This is a genomic window from Shinella zoogloeoides (assembly GCF_033705735.1).
In the GTDB taxonomy this organism is placed as follows: Bacteria; Pseudomonadota; Alphaproteobacteria; order Rhizobiales; family Rhizobiaceae; genus Shinella; species Shinella zoogloeoides_A.
Genome location: NZ_CP131131.1, coordinates 1,605,574 through 1,620,360, shown reverse-complemented (window position 1 = coordinate 1,620,360; position 14,787 = coordinate 1,605,574). Strand labels below are relative to the sequence as shown.

The window sequence follows — 14,787 nt, the reverse complement described above, 5'->3', positions numbered from 1 at the left end:
GCTGGGAGGGGCGGCATGAAGACGGCACGGGAATGGGGCTTGATGCCCGAAGGAAGGCTCGCGCCGGGACCGGGCAATGCCATCACGGACGTTGCCGGCGTTGCCGTCGGCCATCGCTCGCTGCGCGGCGATGGGCGCTTCACCGGCGTCACGGCCATCGTTCCCCATGCCGACGATCCGTTCCGCCTGAAGCCGCGGGCGGCGGTCGAGGTCATCAACGGCTTCGGCAAGTCGGCCGGCCTGATGCAGGTGGCCGAGCTCGGCACCATCGAAACGCCGATCCTGCTCACCAACACCTTCGGCGTCGCGGCCTGCACCGAGGCACTCATCCGCCGCGCCATCGCCGCCAATCCCGCCATCGGCCGCAAGACCTCGACGGTCAATGCGCTGGTCTGCGAGTGCAACGACGGCAGCATCAACGATATCCAGGCGCTGGCGGTGACGCCCGCCGATGCCGAGGCGGCTCTGGATGCGGCGAAGCCCGGTCCGGTGGAGCAGGGCGCGGTCGGGGCGGGCTCCGGCATGACCGCCTTCGGCTTCAAGGCCGGTATCGGCACGGCCTCGCGGCTGATGCGCATCGGCAAGCGCGATTTCACGCTCGGCACGCTGGTGCTCGCCAATTTCGGCGCGGCGGGCGATCTCGTCCTGCCGGACGGACGCCGGCCCGATCCGCGCGCGCCAATCAATCCGGAACGCGGCTCGGTGATCGTCGTCATGGCGACGGACCTTCCGCTCGGCGACCGCCAGTTGCAGCGCGTCGCGCGGCGCGGTGGGGCGGGGCTTGCCCGGCTCGGCGCGTTCTGGGGGCATGGCAGCGGCGACGTCGTCCTCTGTTTCACCACCGCCGATCCGGTGGAGCACGATCCGGCCAGGGCCTTTTCCACGCAGGAGCGGCTTGCCGACGACCATATCGACATCGCTTTCCGCGCCGCCGCCGAGACCACGCAGGAGGCCGTGCTGAACGCGCTCTGCATGGCGCCCGCCACGCCCGCCCGCAACGGCCGCCTCTATCCCTCGCTCGCCGACTGGCTCAAGGAGAACCCGCTGCCATGAAAGTCTTCATCTCCGCAGATATCGAAGGCACCGCCGGTATCGCCCACTGGAACGAGGCCGACCGCGCCCACCCCGACTGGGCCGAGTTCCGTGCCCTGATGACCGCCGAGGTGGTTGCCGCCTGCGAGGGCGCGCGGGCTGCCGGCGCGACGGAAGTGGTGATCAAGGACGCCCATGACAGCGGCCGCAATCTCATCCTCGACCGCCTGCCGGATTATGCCCGCATCGTGCGCGGCTGGTCCGGCCATCCCGACGAGATGATGTTCGGCATCGATGAAACCTTCGCGGCGGCGCTCTATACCGGCTACCATTCCAAGGCGGGGACGGAGGTCAATCCGCTCGCCCATACGTCGAACCTGCGCATCTCGCGGCTGCTGCTCAACGGCGAGGTCGCCTCGGAATTCACCTTCAATGCGCTCTGTGCCGCCGGCTACGGCGTGCCGTCCGTCTTCCTTTCGGGCGATGTCGGCATGTGCGCGGAGGCGCGGGCCATGGTGCCCGGCCTTGCCGCGGTCGAGACGCTGGACGGCAGGGGCAAGGCCTCCACGTCGATCTCGCCCGTCTGGTCGCGCCGCCTGATCCGCGAAGGCGTGGCGGCGGCGCTCTCGGGCGATTTCGCGCAGGCGCTTCCGGCAAGGCCCGATCACTATGAGGTGGTCATCGAGTTCGCCACGCCGACGGAGGCCTATCGCGCCGGCTGGTATCCGGGCGCCAAGGCGCACGGCCCCCGCGCTGTCGCCTTCGAGCACAGGGACTTTTCCGAGATCCTGCGCGCGCTGCTCTTCCTCAAGGTCTGATCAGGCGCTTTCCAGTGCCTGCTGCGCCATGCGCCACAGGTCCTCGACCTTGCGGTTGCGCGGCGCGGCGTGCCGATAGAGGCGGATGTCGAGGTCGAGGTTCCAGCCCTCGTCCGCCGAGGCGGGCACGAGGCGGCCGGCTTCTATTTCGTCGCGCGCAAGGCTTTCCGGCAGCCAGCACACGCCGGCCCCCGTCACGGCCATGTTCATCAGGCCGGCGCTGATCGTGTTCTCATGCGTCGTGCGGCGGCGGAAGGGTGGGCGGCGCAGCATGAGGCGCGAGAGCGCGACGCCGAAGAACGAATTGAAGCCGTAGCTGAGATAGGGAACGGCAAGCCGCGGCTGCGCGACGGCCCGGTCGAGGATGTTGCGCCCCGGCTGCGGCGTGCCGGACAGCACGATCTCCGTCGCCACGAGCGGAACCAGCCGGTCCTGGGCGACGGTCAGCGAGGCGAACTGCCCACGATCGAGGTGGAACGGCACTTCGGGATGGGCATAGGTCAAGAAGAAATCCGCCTCGTCGCCGATGAGCGCGTCGAGATTGGCCTCGATGCCGCCGCGGTCGGGAATGAGCGAGGTACTGAAGGCGCCGCCGGCCTTTTCCAGCGCCTGCAGCCAGCGCGGAAAGAAGGTGACGGTCAGCGTATGCAGCGCGGCGAAGCGGATGAGGCCGGGCTCGTTCGACGGACGAAGCGCCTCGCGCGCCGCATAGAAGGTGCGGATCGCCTCCTGCGCGACGGGCAGGAAGTTGCGCCCGGCCGGTGTGAGTTCCGCGGGCATGGTGGCGCGGCTGATCAGCGTGGCGCCGAGCCAGCCTTCCAGCTGCTTGATGCGCCGGCTGAAGGCCGGCTGCGTGACATTGCGCAATTGAGCCGCGCGCGAAAAGCTCGACGTGTCGGCAAGCGTCACGAAATCCTCAAGCCACTTGATCTCCATCGCCGGCTCCATCGCCTCCCGCGCGCCCCAAAATGCGATCATAAGTCATTCAATAGAAATCACTATGCCGATTTCGCATAGAGTGGTGCCAAAAGCGAATTGGCCAAGGCCGGCTTAACCTCTCACCTTGCCTATGGAGGAAATAGGTGCTGGCTGGAGCCGTCTTGCCGCAGGAGCGTTCAGCGCTGTTGCGTGTGTGATCGCGTTTCCGCGCTCCGCCGGTGCCGACAGGGGGACTGTGAATGGCATTCGGAATTGAAGCTGATCTTATCCTGGTGAATGGCCGCATCTGGCGCGGCCGTGCGGAGGGCATCAGCGAAGCCCTTGCCGTCTGGCAGGGAAAGGTTCTCGCAACCGGCAGCAATGCCGATATCCTGGGCCTCAAGGGCCCCTCGACCGAGGTCATCGATCTCGAAGGCCGCTTTGCGAGCCCCGGCCTCATCGACAATCACCTGCATCTCATCGCCACCGGCATCGCCATGGGCCATGTGGATGCGACGCCCGCCGCCGCGCCGACGCTCGCCGACCTCATGGCGCGGATTTCCGAGCGTGCGGCGGCGACGCCGAAGGGGGCTTGGGTGCGCGGCCGCGGCTACGACCAGGTCAAGCTCGATACCGGCCGGCACCCGACCCGCGAGGATCTCGACCGCGCCGCGCCGGATCATCCGGTCCTGCTGACGCGGGCCTGCGGCCATGTCTCCATCGCCAATTCACGCGCGCTGGAGCTGGCGGGCATCACCGAGGCGACGCCGGTGCCGGATGGCGGCGTGATCGGCCTCACCGATGGCAGGCTGAACGGCTTGCTTGCGGAAAATGCACAGAACCTCGTCAAGGCCGTAATGCCCGAGGCGACGACCGAGGAGCTGATCGACGGCATCGAGCGCGGCGGCAGGCACCTTCTCGCCTTCGGCATCACGAGCTGCATGGACGCGGCCGTCGGCCATGTCGCCGGCTTTGCCGAGATCCAGGCCTATGAGATGGCCAAGCTCGCCGGCCGCCTGCCGGTGCGCGTCTGGCTGACGCTGCTCGGCGATCCCGGCGTCTCCATCGTCGAGGATTGCTGGCGCGCCGGGCTGCTTTCGGGCAAGGGCGACGACATGCTGCGCGTCGGCGGCGTCAAGGTCTTCCTCGACGGCTCGGCCGGCGGGCGCACGGCCTGGATGACGAAGCCCTATGAGGGCGAGCCGGACAATATCGGCGTGCAGATGCTGCCCGACGAGGTGGTCTATGCCGCCGTCAAGGACTATCACGACCGGGGCTACCAGATGGTCTGCCACGCCATCGGCGACGGGGCGATCGAGCAGCTCATCACCGCCTACGAGAAGGCGCTGGCTGGCAATCCCGACCCGGATCGCCGCCACCGCATCGAGCATTGCGGCTTTTCAACGCCCGAGCAGCATGAGCGCATGAAGGCGGCGGGCATCCTGCCGGCGCCGCAGATGGCCTTCATCCACGATTTCGGCGACAGCTATATCGCGGTGCTCGGCGAGGAGCGCGGCCTTCCGTCCTACCCCATCGGCACCTGGATGCGCCTCGGTCTCAAGCCCTCGACCGGCTCGGATTCGCCGGTCTGCTCGCCCGATCCCTTCCCGAACCTCCACGCCATGGTGACGCGCGAGACCGGCAAGGGCACGGTGATGGAGGCATCCGAGACGCTGAGCCGCGAGGAGGCCCTGCAGGCCTATACCGAATACGGCGCCTATTCGCAGAAGGCGGAGGGCGTGAAGGGCCGGCTCGTGCCCGGCCAGTGGGCGGACATCGCCGTCTTCGACAACGATCTTCTGGAGGCCCCGACAGACACCATTCTCTCAGGCACGCGCTGCCTGCTGACCCTGCTTGCAGGCCGCGTCGTGCACGATGCGCGCTGACGGCCTGCCGGACTGAAACGAAACGATGCCGAAAACGGCACGAGAGGGAGAACGAAATGCTGAAAAGACTGACATTGGCCGCAATGCTCGGCCTCGGGGTGGCTACCGGGGCGCTGGCAGCGGGTGAACGTTCCGGCGGAACGCTCGTCTTCACCGCGCCCTACGGCTCGAGCTTCGCGACGCTCGACGTACAGGCAAGCCCGAACACGCAGGAAGAATTCATCACCCAGGCCATCCACCGCGCGCTCTACAGCTGGGACTCCATCCAGAACAAGCCGGTGCTGGAACTCGCCGATTCCGAAGAAGTCTCCGAGGACGGCACGACCCATACCTATCACCTGCGCAAGAACGCCGTCTTCCACAACGGCAAGCCGCTGACGGCCGACGACATCGTCTACAGCTACAAGCGCATCGCCAATCCGAAGAACGCCTTCCCGGGCGCTAGCTTCATCGCCAACATCAATGGCGCGGACGACTATATCGCCGGCAAGGCCGAGGAGATTTCCGGCCTGAAGAAGATCGACGACAACACGCTGGAGATCACCTATACCGGCCCGATCAATCCGGGCTTCCCGCTGATGCAGAACACGACGGTCATCTATCCGTCGAATGTCGAGGACGAATCCTCTTTCGGCAAGAACCCCGTCGGCCTCGGCGCCTTCGTCTTCAAGGAACATGTGCCGGGCTCGCAGGTCGTCGTCGAGAAGTTCGACAAGTACTACGAGGAAGGCAAGCCCTATCTCGACCGCATCAACATCGTGCTGATGGCCGAGGACGCCGCGCGCGACGTCGCCTTCCGCAACAAGGAAATCGACGCCTCGATCCTCGGCCCGACGCAGTACCAGGCCTATCAGGGCGAGGAGGGACTGAAGGATCATCTCCTCGAGGTCGCCGAGGTCTATACCCGCAACATCGGCTTCAACCCGGCCTTCGAGCCCTTCAAGGACAAGCGGGTCCGCCAGGCGATCAACTATGCGATCAATTCGCCGCTGATCATCGAGCGCCTCGTCAAGAACAAGGCCTATCCGGCCTCCGGCTGGCTGCCGATCTCCTCGCCGGCCTTCGACAAGGACAAGGCGCCCTATGCCTTCGATCCGGAAAAGGCCAAGGCGCTGCTGGCGGAAGCCGGCTATGCCGACGGCTTCGAGTTCGAAGTCACGGCAAGCCCGAACGAAAGCTGGGGCGTGCCGATCGTCGAGGCGATCCTGCCGATGCTGAAGAAGGTCGGCATCACCGTGAAGCCGAAGCCGGTGGAAAGCTCCGCCCTCGGCGAGGCGGTGACGACGAACAACTTCCAGGCCTTCATCTGGTCGAACCTGTCCGGTCCCGACCCGCTGAACGCGCTGCGCTGCTACCATTCCAGGACGGCGCAATCGGCCTGCAATTATACGAGCTATGCGAGCCCCGAATTCGACAAGCTCTACGATGCGGCCGTGCAGGAACGTGACCCGGCCAAGCAGAACGATCTCCTGCGCCAGGCCAACAACATCGTGCAGGACGACGCGCCGGTCTGGTTCTTCAACTACAACAAGGCCGTCATGGCCTACCAGCCGTGGATCCACGGCCTCGTTCCGAATGCGAACGAGCTGGCGGTCCAGCCCTATGACGAGATCTGGATCGACGAGACCGCGCCGGACTCGCGCAAATAAGCCTTGAGGGGTTCGGGGGCGGCACCTTCAGGCCGCCCCCGCATCGATTGTCGCGCCCCGCAAGGGCGCCCAACACGGAACCGCTCATGCTACGCTTCACCCTGCGCCGCATCCTGCAGGTCATCCCCACGGTCGTCGTGGTGGCGCTGCTCATCTTCGTCATCTTCTCCGTGGTGCCCGGCACCTTCGCGGCGAGCCTCTTCGCCGATGGCAAGCGCGCCGCCGACCCGCAGATGATCGCCCGCCTCAACGAGGAGTTCGGGCTGAACAAGCCGCTCGTCGAGCGCTTCGTGACCTATGTCACCGACCTTGCGCGTTTCGACCTCGGCACCTCCTTCCGCACCCGCCAGCCGGTGATCGACCTCATCAACGACCGCATGTGGGCCTCGCTGCAACTGGCCATCGCCGCCATGGTCTTCGCCCTCGTCGTCGGCGTGCCGCTCGGCTTCCTCGCGGCGCTCCGGCCGGGCTCGGTGCTCGATACGGTGACGATGGTCGGGGCGGTCTCGGGGCTTTCCATGCCGCAGTTCTGGCTGGGCCTGCTGTTGATGTACCTTTTCGCCCTGCAACTGAACTGGCTGCCGAGCTTTGGCTATGGCGACGGATCGTTCCGAAACCTCATCCTGCCCGCCGTCACGCTCGGGGTGACGCCACTGGCGCTTCTGGCACGCACCACGCGGGCGGGCGTGCTCGACGTGCTGAATGCCGACTTCATCCGCACCGCCCATTCCAAGGGCATGAGCGAGGTCAAGGTGGTGCGCTGGCATGTGGCGCGCAATGCGCTGGTTTTGATCGTCACCACGGTCGGCCTGCAGTTCGGCTCGCTGATCGGCCAGGCCGTCGTCATCGAGAAGCTTTTCGCCTGGCCGGGCATCGGCTCGCTGCTGGTCGACAGCGTGGCGATCCGCGATATTCCCGTGGTGCAGGGCACGATCCTCGTCATCGTGCTGTGGTTCCTCGTCATCAACACCGCCGTCGATCTGATCTATGCCGCGATCGATCCGCGCATCAAGCAGGAGTGAGCGGAATGCGCCTCGGCTTCAACTTCTGGCTCGGCGCGGGGCTGACGGTGCTGGTGATCCTCGCCGGTGTCCTCGCGCCGTGGATCGCGCCCTTCGATCCGGTGCTCGACGCGGACCTGATGAATTCCGAACTGCCGCCGGACGCCACCTTCTGGTTCGGCACGGACGGGCAGGGGCGGGACGTTTATACCCGCATCCTCTACGGCGCGCAGATCTCGCTGACGGTCGGCATCGTCTCGCAGGTGATCAACTCGATCATCGGCGTCACGCTCGGCATGACCGCCGGCTATTGGGGCGGCTGGTGGGACGACCTCGTCAACGGCCTCACCAATGTCATGCTCGCCATTCCCTCGCTGATCTTCGCGCTCGCGGTGATGGCGGTGCTCGGCCCGGGCCTGCCCTCGCTCCTCGTCGCGCTCGGCCTCACCAACTGGAGCTGGACCTGCCGCATCGCCCGCTCCTCGACGCTGTCGCTGAAATCGCAGGGCTATGTGCAGGCGGCGCAGACGCTCGGCTACGGGGACCTGCGCATCATGTTCACGCAGATCCTGCCCAACATGATGGGGCCGATCCTCGTCATGGCGACGCTCGGCATGGGCTCGGCGGTACTGTCGGAAGCGGCGCTCTCCTTCCTCGGCCTCGGCATCCAGCCGCCGTTCCCGAGCTGGGGCTCGATGCTGACGGATGCGCGCCAGCTCATCCAGCTCGCGCCCTGGGTGGCGCTCTTCCCCGGCCTTGCCATCTTCCTTTCGGTGCTCGGCTTCAACCTTCTCGGCGATGGCCTGCGCGACAGCCTCGACCCGCATATGAGGACGCGCAGGCCATGACCCAGCCGCTGCTCGACATCAGGGACCTGCAGCTCGGCGTCGCGTTCGGCCGCTCGGTTTCCCATCCGCTCCTCAAGGGCGTCTCCTTCCAGATCATGCCGGGCGAGGCCTACGGGCTCGTCGGCGAATCCGGCTCGGGCAAGTCGGTGACGTCGCTCGCCGTCATGGGGCTGTTGAAGAAGCCGCTCGCCGTTTCCGGCGGCGAGATCCTGTTCAAGGGGCAGAACCTCCTTGCCCTCTCGAAACGCGAGATGCGGCGCCTGCGCGGCAACCGCATCGCCATGATCTTCCAGGAGCCGATGACGGCGCTGAACCCGCTCTCCACCGTCGGCCGGCAGATCGCGGAGATGTTCGTGCTGCATCAAGGCAAGGGCTGGGACGAGGCGCAGAAACTTGCGGTCGAAGCGCTCGCCAGCGTGCGGGTGCCCAACCCCGACCGGCGGGCGAAAAACTATCCGCACCAGATGTCGGGCGGCCTTCGCCAGCGCGTGATGATCGCCATGGCGCTCGCCTGCAACCCGGACCTCCTGATCGCCGACGAGCCGACCACCGCGCTCGACGTGACCGTCCAGGCCGAGGTGCTGCGTCTCATCAAGGAGCTCTGCGCCGAGCGCGGCACGGCCGTGCTCTTCATCAGCCACGACCTCGGCGTCATCGCCAGCATCTGCCAGCGCGTCGGCGTCATGTATTCGGGCTGCCTCGTCGAGGAGAACGAGACGCGGGCGCTCTTCGAAAACCCCCGGCACGAATATACCCGCGGCCTTCTCGGCGCGCTGCCGCGTCTCGGCAGCCGCAGCCAGCACGGCCGCCAGCGGCTGGTCGATATCGACAGCATCATCGCCGACCGCTCGAAGCTGACGGAGACCCGCTTCATAGCGCCACGCGGCGCGGAAGGGAGCCAGCCATGACCGCCCCGCTCCTTCAGGTGGACGACCTGCATGTGCGCTTCCCGATTTCCGGCGGAGGGCTTTTCGGCGCCGGCAAGCGCCTGTTGCACGCCGTCAACGGCATCAGCTTCGAGCTGGCCAAGGGCGAGTGCCTGTCCATCGTCGGCGAATCCGGCTGCGGCAAGTCGACGACCGCGCTTTCCATCCTCGGCCTGCAGGAGCCGACGGAAGGGGCGATCCGCTATCGCGGTCAGCCGCTCGCCGGTGCCGGCGCGCCGGGCCGCATGGAGCGCGCGAAAGCGGTGCAGATGGTGTTCCAGGACCCCTATGCCTCGCTCAATCCGCGCCAGTCCGTGCGCACCTCGCTCGCCGCGCCGCTGAAGCTGCACGGCATCACGGCGTCCTCGGAGATCGAGGGCCGCATCGAGGCCATGATGAAGAATGTCGGCCTGACGCCCGAGCAGGCGCGCCGCTATCCGCACGAATTCTCCGGCGGCCAGCGTCAGCGCATCGGCATCGCCCGTGCGCTCATCCTCGAACCGGAGATCGTCGTGCTGGACGAGCCGGTCTCGGCGCTGGACGTGTCGATCCGCGCGCAGATCATCAACCTCCTGCTCGACCTGCAGGAAAAGCTCGGCCTCTCCTACCTCATGATCAGCCACGACCTCAGCGTGGTCGAGCACATGAGCGACCGCGTGCTGGTAATGTATTTCGGGCAGATCGTGGAGGAGGGCGGATGGCGGGAGATATTCGAGAACCCGACGCATCCCTATACGCGCCGCCTGATCGCCGCCATCCCCGACCCGGATGCCGCCCTGAACCTCGATGCGGGGCCGGGCAACGTTCCCGACCAGCCGCTGGTCGAGGGCCGCGGTTTCGTCACCGATGGCAGCACCGCGCCGGATGTCTTCTCCGCGCCGCTGCCGTCCGAGCTGGTCGAGATCGCCCCGCGGCACCGCGTCCGGCTCGCCGCCGCCGGCTGACGCCCTCCATAGAACGGGTCTTCTGCCACCGCCCGACACCCGACGGTGCAGCCGCGCTTGCCGTGCCCGCGTGGCTGCGCCTGCGCGCTCGCATCGTGAAATGTGCGGAAGCGCGATTTTTGGGTTTACAATAGTAATACAATATGATGTTTTAAATCACGCTGCTGAGGAGCAGTATTCTTTGGGAGGACATCATGAAATTCACAACCGCACTCGCGAGTGCAACGATCCTTGCCGCCTCCATGTTCGGTGTCGCATCCGCCGCCGACATGACCGTGGGCTTTTCGCAGATCGGCTCGGAGTCTGGCTGGCGCGCCGCAGAGACGACGCTCACCAAGCAGCAGGCCGAGCAGCGCGGCATCGACCTGAAATTCGCCGATGCGCAGCAGAAGCAGGAAAACCAGATCAAGGCGCTGCGCTCCTTCATCGCGCAGGGCGTCGACGCCATCCTCATCGCGCCGGTCGTCGCGACGGGCTGGGACGAGGTGCTGCAGGAAGCCAAGGATGCGGAAATCCCGGTCATCCTGCTCGACCGCAAGGTCGATGCGTCGGACGACCTCTACATGACCGCCGTGACCTCCGACACCGTCCACGAGGGCAATGTCGCCGGCAAGTGGCTGGTGGACACGGTTGCCGGCAAGCCCTGCAACGTGGTCGAGCTCCAGGGCACGACCGGCTCCTCGCCGGCCATCGACCGCAAGAAGGGCTTCGAGGAGGCCATCGCCGGCCATGACAACCTGAAGATCGTCCGCAGCCAGACCGGCGACTTCACCCGCACCAAGGGCAAGGAAGTCATGGAAAGCTTCCTGAAGGCGGAAGACGGCGGCAAGAACATCTGTGCGCTCTATGCCCATAACGACGACATGGCCGTCGGCGCCATCCAGGCGATCAAGGAAGCCGGCCTGAAGCCGGGCACGGATATCCTCGTCGTCTCCATCGACGCCGTTCCGGATATCTTCCAGGCCATGGCGGCCGGCGAGGCGAACGCCACCGTGGAACTGACGCCGAACATGGCCGGGCCAGCCTTCGACGCGCTCGACGCCTTCCGCAAGGACGGCGCGGCCCCGGCGAAGTGGATCCAGACGGAATCCAAACTCTATACACAGGCCGACGATCCGGCCAAGGTATATGAGGAGAAGAAGGGTCTCGGCTACTGATCTCTCCCGATATCCCGCATCGCGGGATATCGACCTGACCCGCCTGTCGTCTCCTGCGGGATGGCAGGCGGTCCTTTCATGCGGACCAGGGATCATGCAGCCTGACAATTCCCATGTTCTCTCGGCGACGGGGATCGACAAGATCTTTCCGGGCGCCAGGGCGTTGAACCGCGTCGATTTCTCCCTCCGGCGCGGCGAGGTGCATGCGCTGCTCGGCGAGAACGGCGCAGGCAAGTCGACGCTCGTCAAATGCCTGACCGGGGCCTATCGCCGCGACGGCGGACGCATCCTCGTCGACGGCGTGGACGCCGATCCGCAGAGCACGCTGGAGGCGCAGAACCTCGGCATCGGCACGGTCTACCAGGAGGTGAACCTCCTGCCGAACCTCACCGTCGCCGAAAACCTCTTCCTCGGCCGCCAGCCCAAGCGCTTCGGCCTCGTCAACGCTCGGGAAATGAACCGTCGCGCTAGGGCGCTGCTGGCCGAATACGAGCTCGACATCGACGTTACTGCCGAGCTCGCCGCCTATTCCGTGGCGGTGCAGCAGGTGGTCGCGATCGCGCGGGCCGTCGATCTCTCGGGCAAGGTACTGATCCTCGACGAGCCGACCGCCAGCCTCGACGCCCACGAGGTCGCGATGCTGTTCCGCATCGTGCGCCGCCTCAAGGAACGCGGCCTCGGCATCATCTTCATCACCCACTTCCTCGAACAGGTCTACGAGATTTCCGACCGCATCACCGTGCTGCGCAACGGCCAGCTCGTCGGCACGCGCGAGACGGCGGAGCTTTCGCGCCGCGAGCTGATCGCCATGATGCTCGGCCGCGAGCTGGTGCAGGAAGTCGCCGCCGAGCATGGCGCGAAGAGCGAGGCCGGGGAGGTGCGCTTCCGCTTCCGCGGCTTCGGCCGCAAGGGCCATATCCAGCCCTTCGACCTCGATGTGCGTGCCGGCGAAGTCGTCGGCATTGCCGGCCTGCTCGGCTCGGGCCGCACGGAGACGGCCGAAATCCTCTTCGGCGCCGAGCGCGCCGACAGCGGCACGGCGGAGGCGGACGGGCGCGCGCTTGATCTCACCTCGCCGCGCGCCGCCATCCGCGAGAAATTCGGCTTCTGTCCGGAAGACCGCAAGGTCGACGGCATCATCGGCGACCTCTCGGTGCGCGAGAATATCGCGCTGGCGCTCCAGGCGCGGCGGGGCTGGGCGCGGCCGATCAGCCGCAGCGAACAGGACAGGCTCGCCGACGACTACATCAAGGCGCTCGACATCCGCACCAGCGACCGGGAAAAGCCGATCAAGCTGCTCTCCGGCGGCAACCAGCAAAAGGCGATCCTCGCCCGCTGGCTCGCCACCAACCCGGATTTCCTGATCCTCGACGAGCCGACGCGCGGCATCGACGTCGGCGCCCATGCGGAGATCATCCGCCTCATCGAATCCCTCTGCGAGAAAGGCATGTCGCTGATCGTGATCTCCTCCGAACTCGAAGAGCTCGTCGCCTATTCGAGCCGCGTCATCGTGCTGCGCGACCGGGCGCATGTGGCCGAACTGACCGGCGGGAAGGTTACGACAGAGGGCATCGTCGAAGCCATCGCAGCCGGCGGGAGGGCGGACGCATGACCTCGACGCTGAAAGCCTATGCCCTGCGCCTCTTTCCGCAGGTCGCCGCGCTTGCCGTGATCCTGCTCATGGTCTCCATCGCCTTTCCCGGTTTCTTCCGCCTCGAAATGCAGAACGGCCGGCTTTACGGCAGCCTGATCGATATCCTCAACCGCGGCGCGCCCGTCGCGCTGCTCGCCATCGGCATGACGGTCGTCATCGCCACCAAGGGCATCGACCTTTCGGTCGGCGCGGTCATGGCGATCTGCGGGGCGGTCGCCGCCGCCTGCATCACCTCGGGCTACGGGCTCGTCGCGACGCTGCTCGTCACGCTCGGCACCGGCATTCTCTGCGGCCTGTGGAACGGCATCCTCGTCGCCGTGCTCGATATCCAGCCGATCATCGCCACGCTGGTGCTGATGGTGGCCGGGCGCGGCATCGCGCAGCTCATCACCGAGGGGGCGATCCTCACCTTCAACGATGCGGGGCTGATCTTCATCGGCGGCGGTTCGTTCCTCGGCTTGCCGATGCCCGTCGTCATCTGGATCGCCTTCGGCATCGTCGTGGCGCTGCTGGTCCGCCGCACGGCGCTCGGCATGCTGATCGAGGCGCTCGGCGTCAACCGCCGCGCCTCCATGCTCTCGGGCGTCTCGACCGGCGTGCTGCTGATCGCCGCCTATGTGCTGTCGGGCCTGTGCGCCGCCATCGCCGGCATCATCGCGGCGGCGGACATTCGCGGGGCCGATGCCAACAATGCCGGTCTCTGGCTGGAGCTGGACGCGATCCTCGCGGTCGTCGTCGGCGGCACGTCGCTGCTCGGCGGGCGCTTTTCCATCGCCGCCTCGCTGCTCGGCGCGCTGATCATCCAGTCGATCAACACGGGCATCCTGCTCTCCGGCTTCCCGCCCGAATTCAACCTCATCATCAAGGCGGCGATCATCGTGCTGATCCTGGTCATCCAGTCGCCGCGCGCCCAGACGGCCTTCGCCTTCCTCTCCCGACCCCGGGCCGGCGAGAAGAAGACGGAACAGGAGGCGAAATGAACCCGCGCTACCTTCCGCTCACCGCCACGGTCGCGATCTTCCTCATCGCCTATGCCGTCTGCATCGCGCAGTATCCCAACATGCTGTCGACGCGGGTGATCGGCAACCTCCTGACCGACAATGCCTTCCTCGGCATCGCCGCCGTCGGCATGACCTTCGTGATCCTGTCGGGCGGCATCGACCTGTCCATCGGCGCGGTCATCGCCTTTACCGGCGTCTTCCTCGCCGTGCTGCTGCAGGCGACGTCGATCCATCCGCTTGTCGCCTTCGCACTGGCGCTTGCCATCACCACCGCCTTCGGCGCGCTGATGGGGGCGATCATCCATCACCTCGAAATGCCGCCCTTCATCGTCACGCTGGCCGGCATGTTCCTAGCGCGCGGCATGGCCTTCGTGCTGTCCATCGATTCCATCCCGATCAAGCATCCGTTCTACGCCACGCTGAAGGGCTTCTATTACAAGCTGCCCGGCGGCGGGCGCATCACGCTGATCGGCGGGCTGATGCTGGTGGTCTTTGCAGCGGGCATCCTCATCGCGCACCGCACCCGCTTCGGCGCCAATGACTATGCGCTCGGCGGCGGCACGGCGACGGCGCGGCTGATGGGCGTGCCGATCGCCGGAACGACGATCGGCATCTATGCGCTCTCGGGCTTCCTTGCGGGCCTTTCGGGCATCGTCTTCTCGCTCTACACCTCGGCCGGCTATTCGCTGGCGACGGTGGGCGTGGAGCTCGACGCCATCGCGGCGGTGGTCATCGGCGGCACGCTGCTGACGGGCGGCTCCGGCTTCGTCGCGGGCACGCTGGTCGGCATCCTCATCCAGGGCCTGATCCAGACCTACATCACCTTCGACGGTTCGCTGTCGAGCTGGTGGACGAAGATCCTCATCGGCCTGCTGCTCTTCGCCTTCATCCTGCTGCAGAAGGGGCTGATCCACTTCACGGGCCGGCGCAGGCGCTACGCCTGACGCGGTTCG

General features: G+C 66.5%; 13 protein-coding genes. 12 read left to right on the top strand and 1 reads right to left on the bottom strand.

Translation table 11 applies throughout. The annotated features are described in order from the left end of the window. Positions 1 to 15 precede the first annotated feature (15 nt). Positions 16 to 1,053 carry a P1 family peptidase gene (locus tag ShzoTeo12_RS25200; RefSeq protein ID WP_318912964.1) on the top strand — a complete coding sequence of 346 codons (1,038 nt, stop codon included), beginning with the start codon at positions 16 to 18 and terminating at the stop codon, positions 1,051 to 1,053. Then, complete coding sequence (locus ShzoTeo12_RS25195; protein ID WP_318912963.1) at positions 1,050 to 1,850, top strand: M55 family metallopeptidase; 801 nt, start codon at positions 1,050 to 1,052, stop codon at positions 1,848 to 1,850. Before ShzoTeo12_RS25200 ends, ShzoTeo12_RS25195 begins: the two co-directional genes overlap by 4 nt. Here the strand turns inward: ShzoTeo12_RS25195 and ShzoTeo12_RS25190 are convergent, their stop codons facing one another. After that, positions 1,851 to 2,786, bottom strand: coding sequence for a LysR family transcriptional regulator (locus ShzoTeo12_RS25190; protein ID WP_318914367.1), 936 nt, complete (start codon positions 2,784 to 2,786; stop codon positions 1,851 to 1,853). It lies immediately after the preceding gene. A gap of 242 nt (positions 2,787 to 3,028) precedes the next feature. On the opposite strand from ShzoTeo12_RS25190, the gene ShzoTeo12_RS25185 reads away from it, so the two are divergent. The 10 genes from ShzoTeo12_RS25185 to yjfF all read left to right on the top strand — a co-directional run bounded on the left by ShzoTeo12_RS25185 (position 3,029) and on the right by yjfF (position 14,778). Then, positions 3,029 to 4,654 carry an amidohydrolase gene (locus ShzoTeo12_RS25185; protein WP_318912962.1) on the top strand — a complete coding sequence of 542 codons (1,626 nt, stop codon included), beginning with the start codon at positions 3,029 to 3,031 and terminating at the stop codon, positions 4,652 to 4,654. Positions 4,655 to 4,710: 56 nt separating this feature from the next. Then, positions 4,711 to 6,303: an ABC transporter substrate-binding protein gene (locus ShzoTeo12_RS25180; RefSeq protein ID WP_318912961.1), complete on the top strand. Its 1,593-nt coding sequence runs from the start codon at positions 4,711 to 4,713 to the stop codon at positions 6,301 to 6,303. 86 nt (positions 6,304 to 6,389) lie between these two features. Continuing rightward, positions 6,390 to 7,325, top strand: coding sequence for an ABC transporter permease (locus ShzoTeo12_RS25175; protein ID WP_318912960.1), 936 nt, complete (start codon positions 6,390 to 6,392; stop codon positions 7,323 to 7,325). 5 nt (positions 7,326 to 7,330) lie between these two features. Beyond that, a complete protein-coding gene (locus tag ShzoTeo12_RS25170; protein WP_313193876.1) occupies positions 7,331 to 8,152 on the top strand; it encodes an ABC transporter permease in 822 nt (273 codons plus the stop codon). After that, positions 8,149 to 9,060, top strand: a complete 912-nt coding sequence (locus tag ShzoTeo12_RS25165) for an ABC transporter ATP-binding protein (protein ID WP_318912959.1) — start codon at positions 8,149 to 8,151, stop codon at positions 9,058 to 9,060. Before ShzoTeo12_RS25170 ends, ShzoTeo12_RS25165 begins: the two co-directional genes overlap by 4 nt. Further along, a complete protein-coding gene (locus tag ShzoTeo12_RS25160) occupies positions 9,057 to 10,022 on the top strand; it encodes an ABC transporter ATP-binding protein (protein WP_318912958.1) in 966 nt (321 codons plus the stop codon). The genes ShzoTeo12_RS25165 and ShzoTeo12_RS25160 overlap by 4 nt, the downstream gene beginning before the upstream one ends. A gap of 194 nt (positions 10,023 to 10,216) precedes the next feature. Further along, positions 10,217 to 11,179 (top strand): galactofuranose ABC transporter, galactofuranose-binding protein YtfQ, encoded by a 963-nt coding sequence (ytfQ, locus tag ShzoTeo12_RS25155; protein WP_318912957.1) that lies wholly within the window; start codon positions 10,217 to 10,219, stop codon positions 11,177 to 11,179. A gap of 94 nt (positions 11,180 to 11,273) precedes the next feature. Beyond that, positions 11,274 to 12,791 (top strand): galactofuranose ABC transporter, ATP-binding protein YtfR, encoded by a 1,518-nt coding sequence (gene ytfR / locus ShzoTeo12_RS25150; protein ID WP_318912956.1) that lies wholly within the window; start codon positions 11,274 to 11,276, stop codon positions 12,789 to 12,791. Further along, positions 12,788 to 13,813, top strand: coding sequence for an ABC transporter permease (locus tag ShzoTeo12_RS25145; protein WP_318912955.1), 1,026 nt, complete (start codon positions 12,788 to 12,790; stop codon positions 13,811 to 13,813). Before ytfR ends, ShzoTeo12_RS25145 begins: the two co-directional genes overlap by 4 nt. After that, positions 13,810 to 14,778, top strand: coding sequence for a galactofuranose ABC transporter, permease protein YjfF (gene yjfF, locus ShzoTeo12_RS25140; protein ID WP_318912954.1), 969 nt, complete (start codon positions 13,810 to 13,812; stop codon positions 14,776 to 14,778). Before ShzoTeo12_RS25145 ends, yjfF begins: the two co-directional genes overlap by 4 nt. The last annotated feature ends 9 nt before the right edge of the window (positions 14,779 to 14,787 follow it).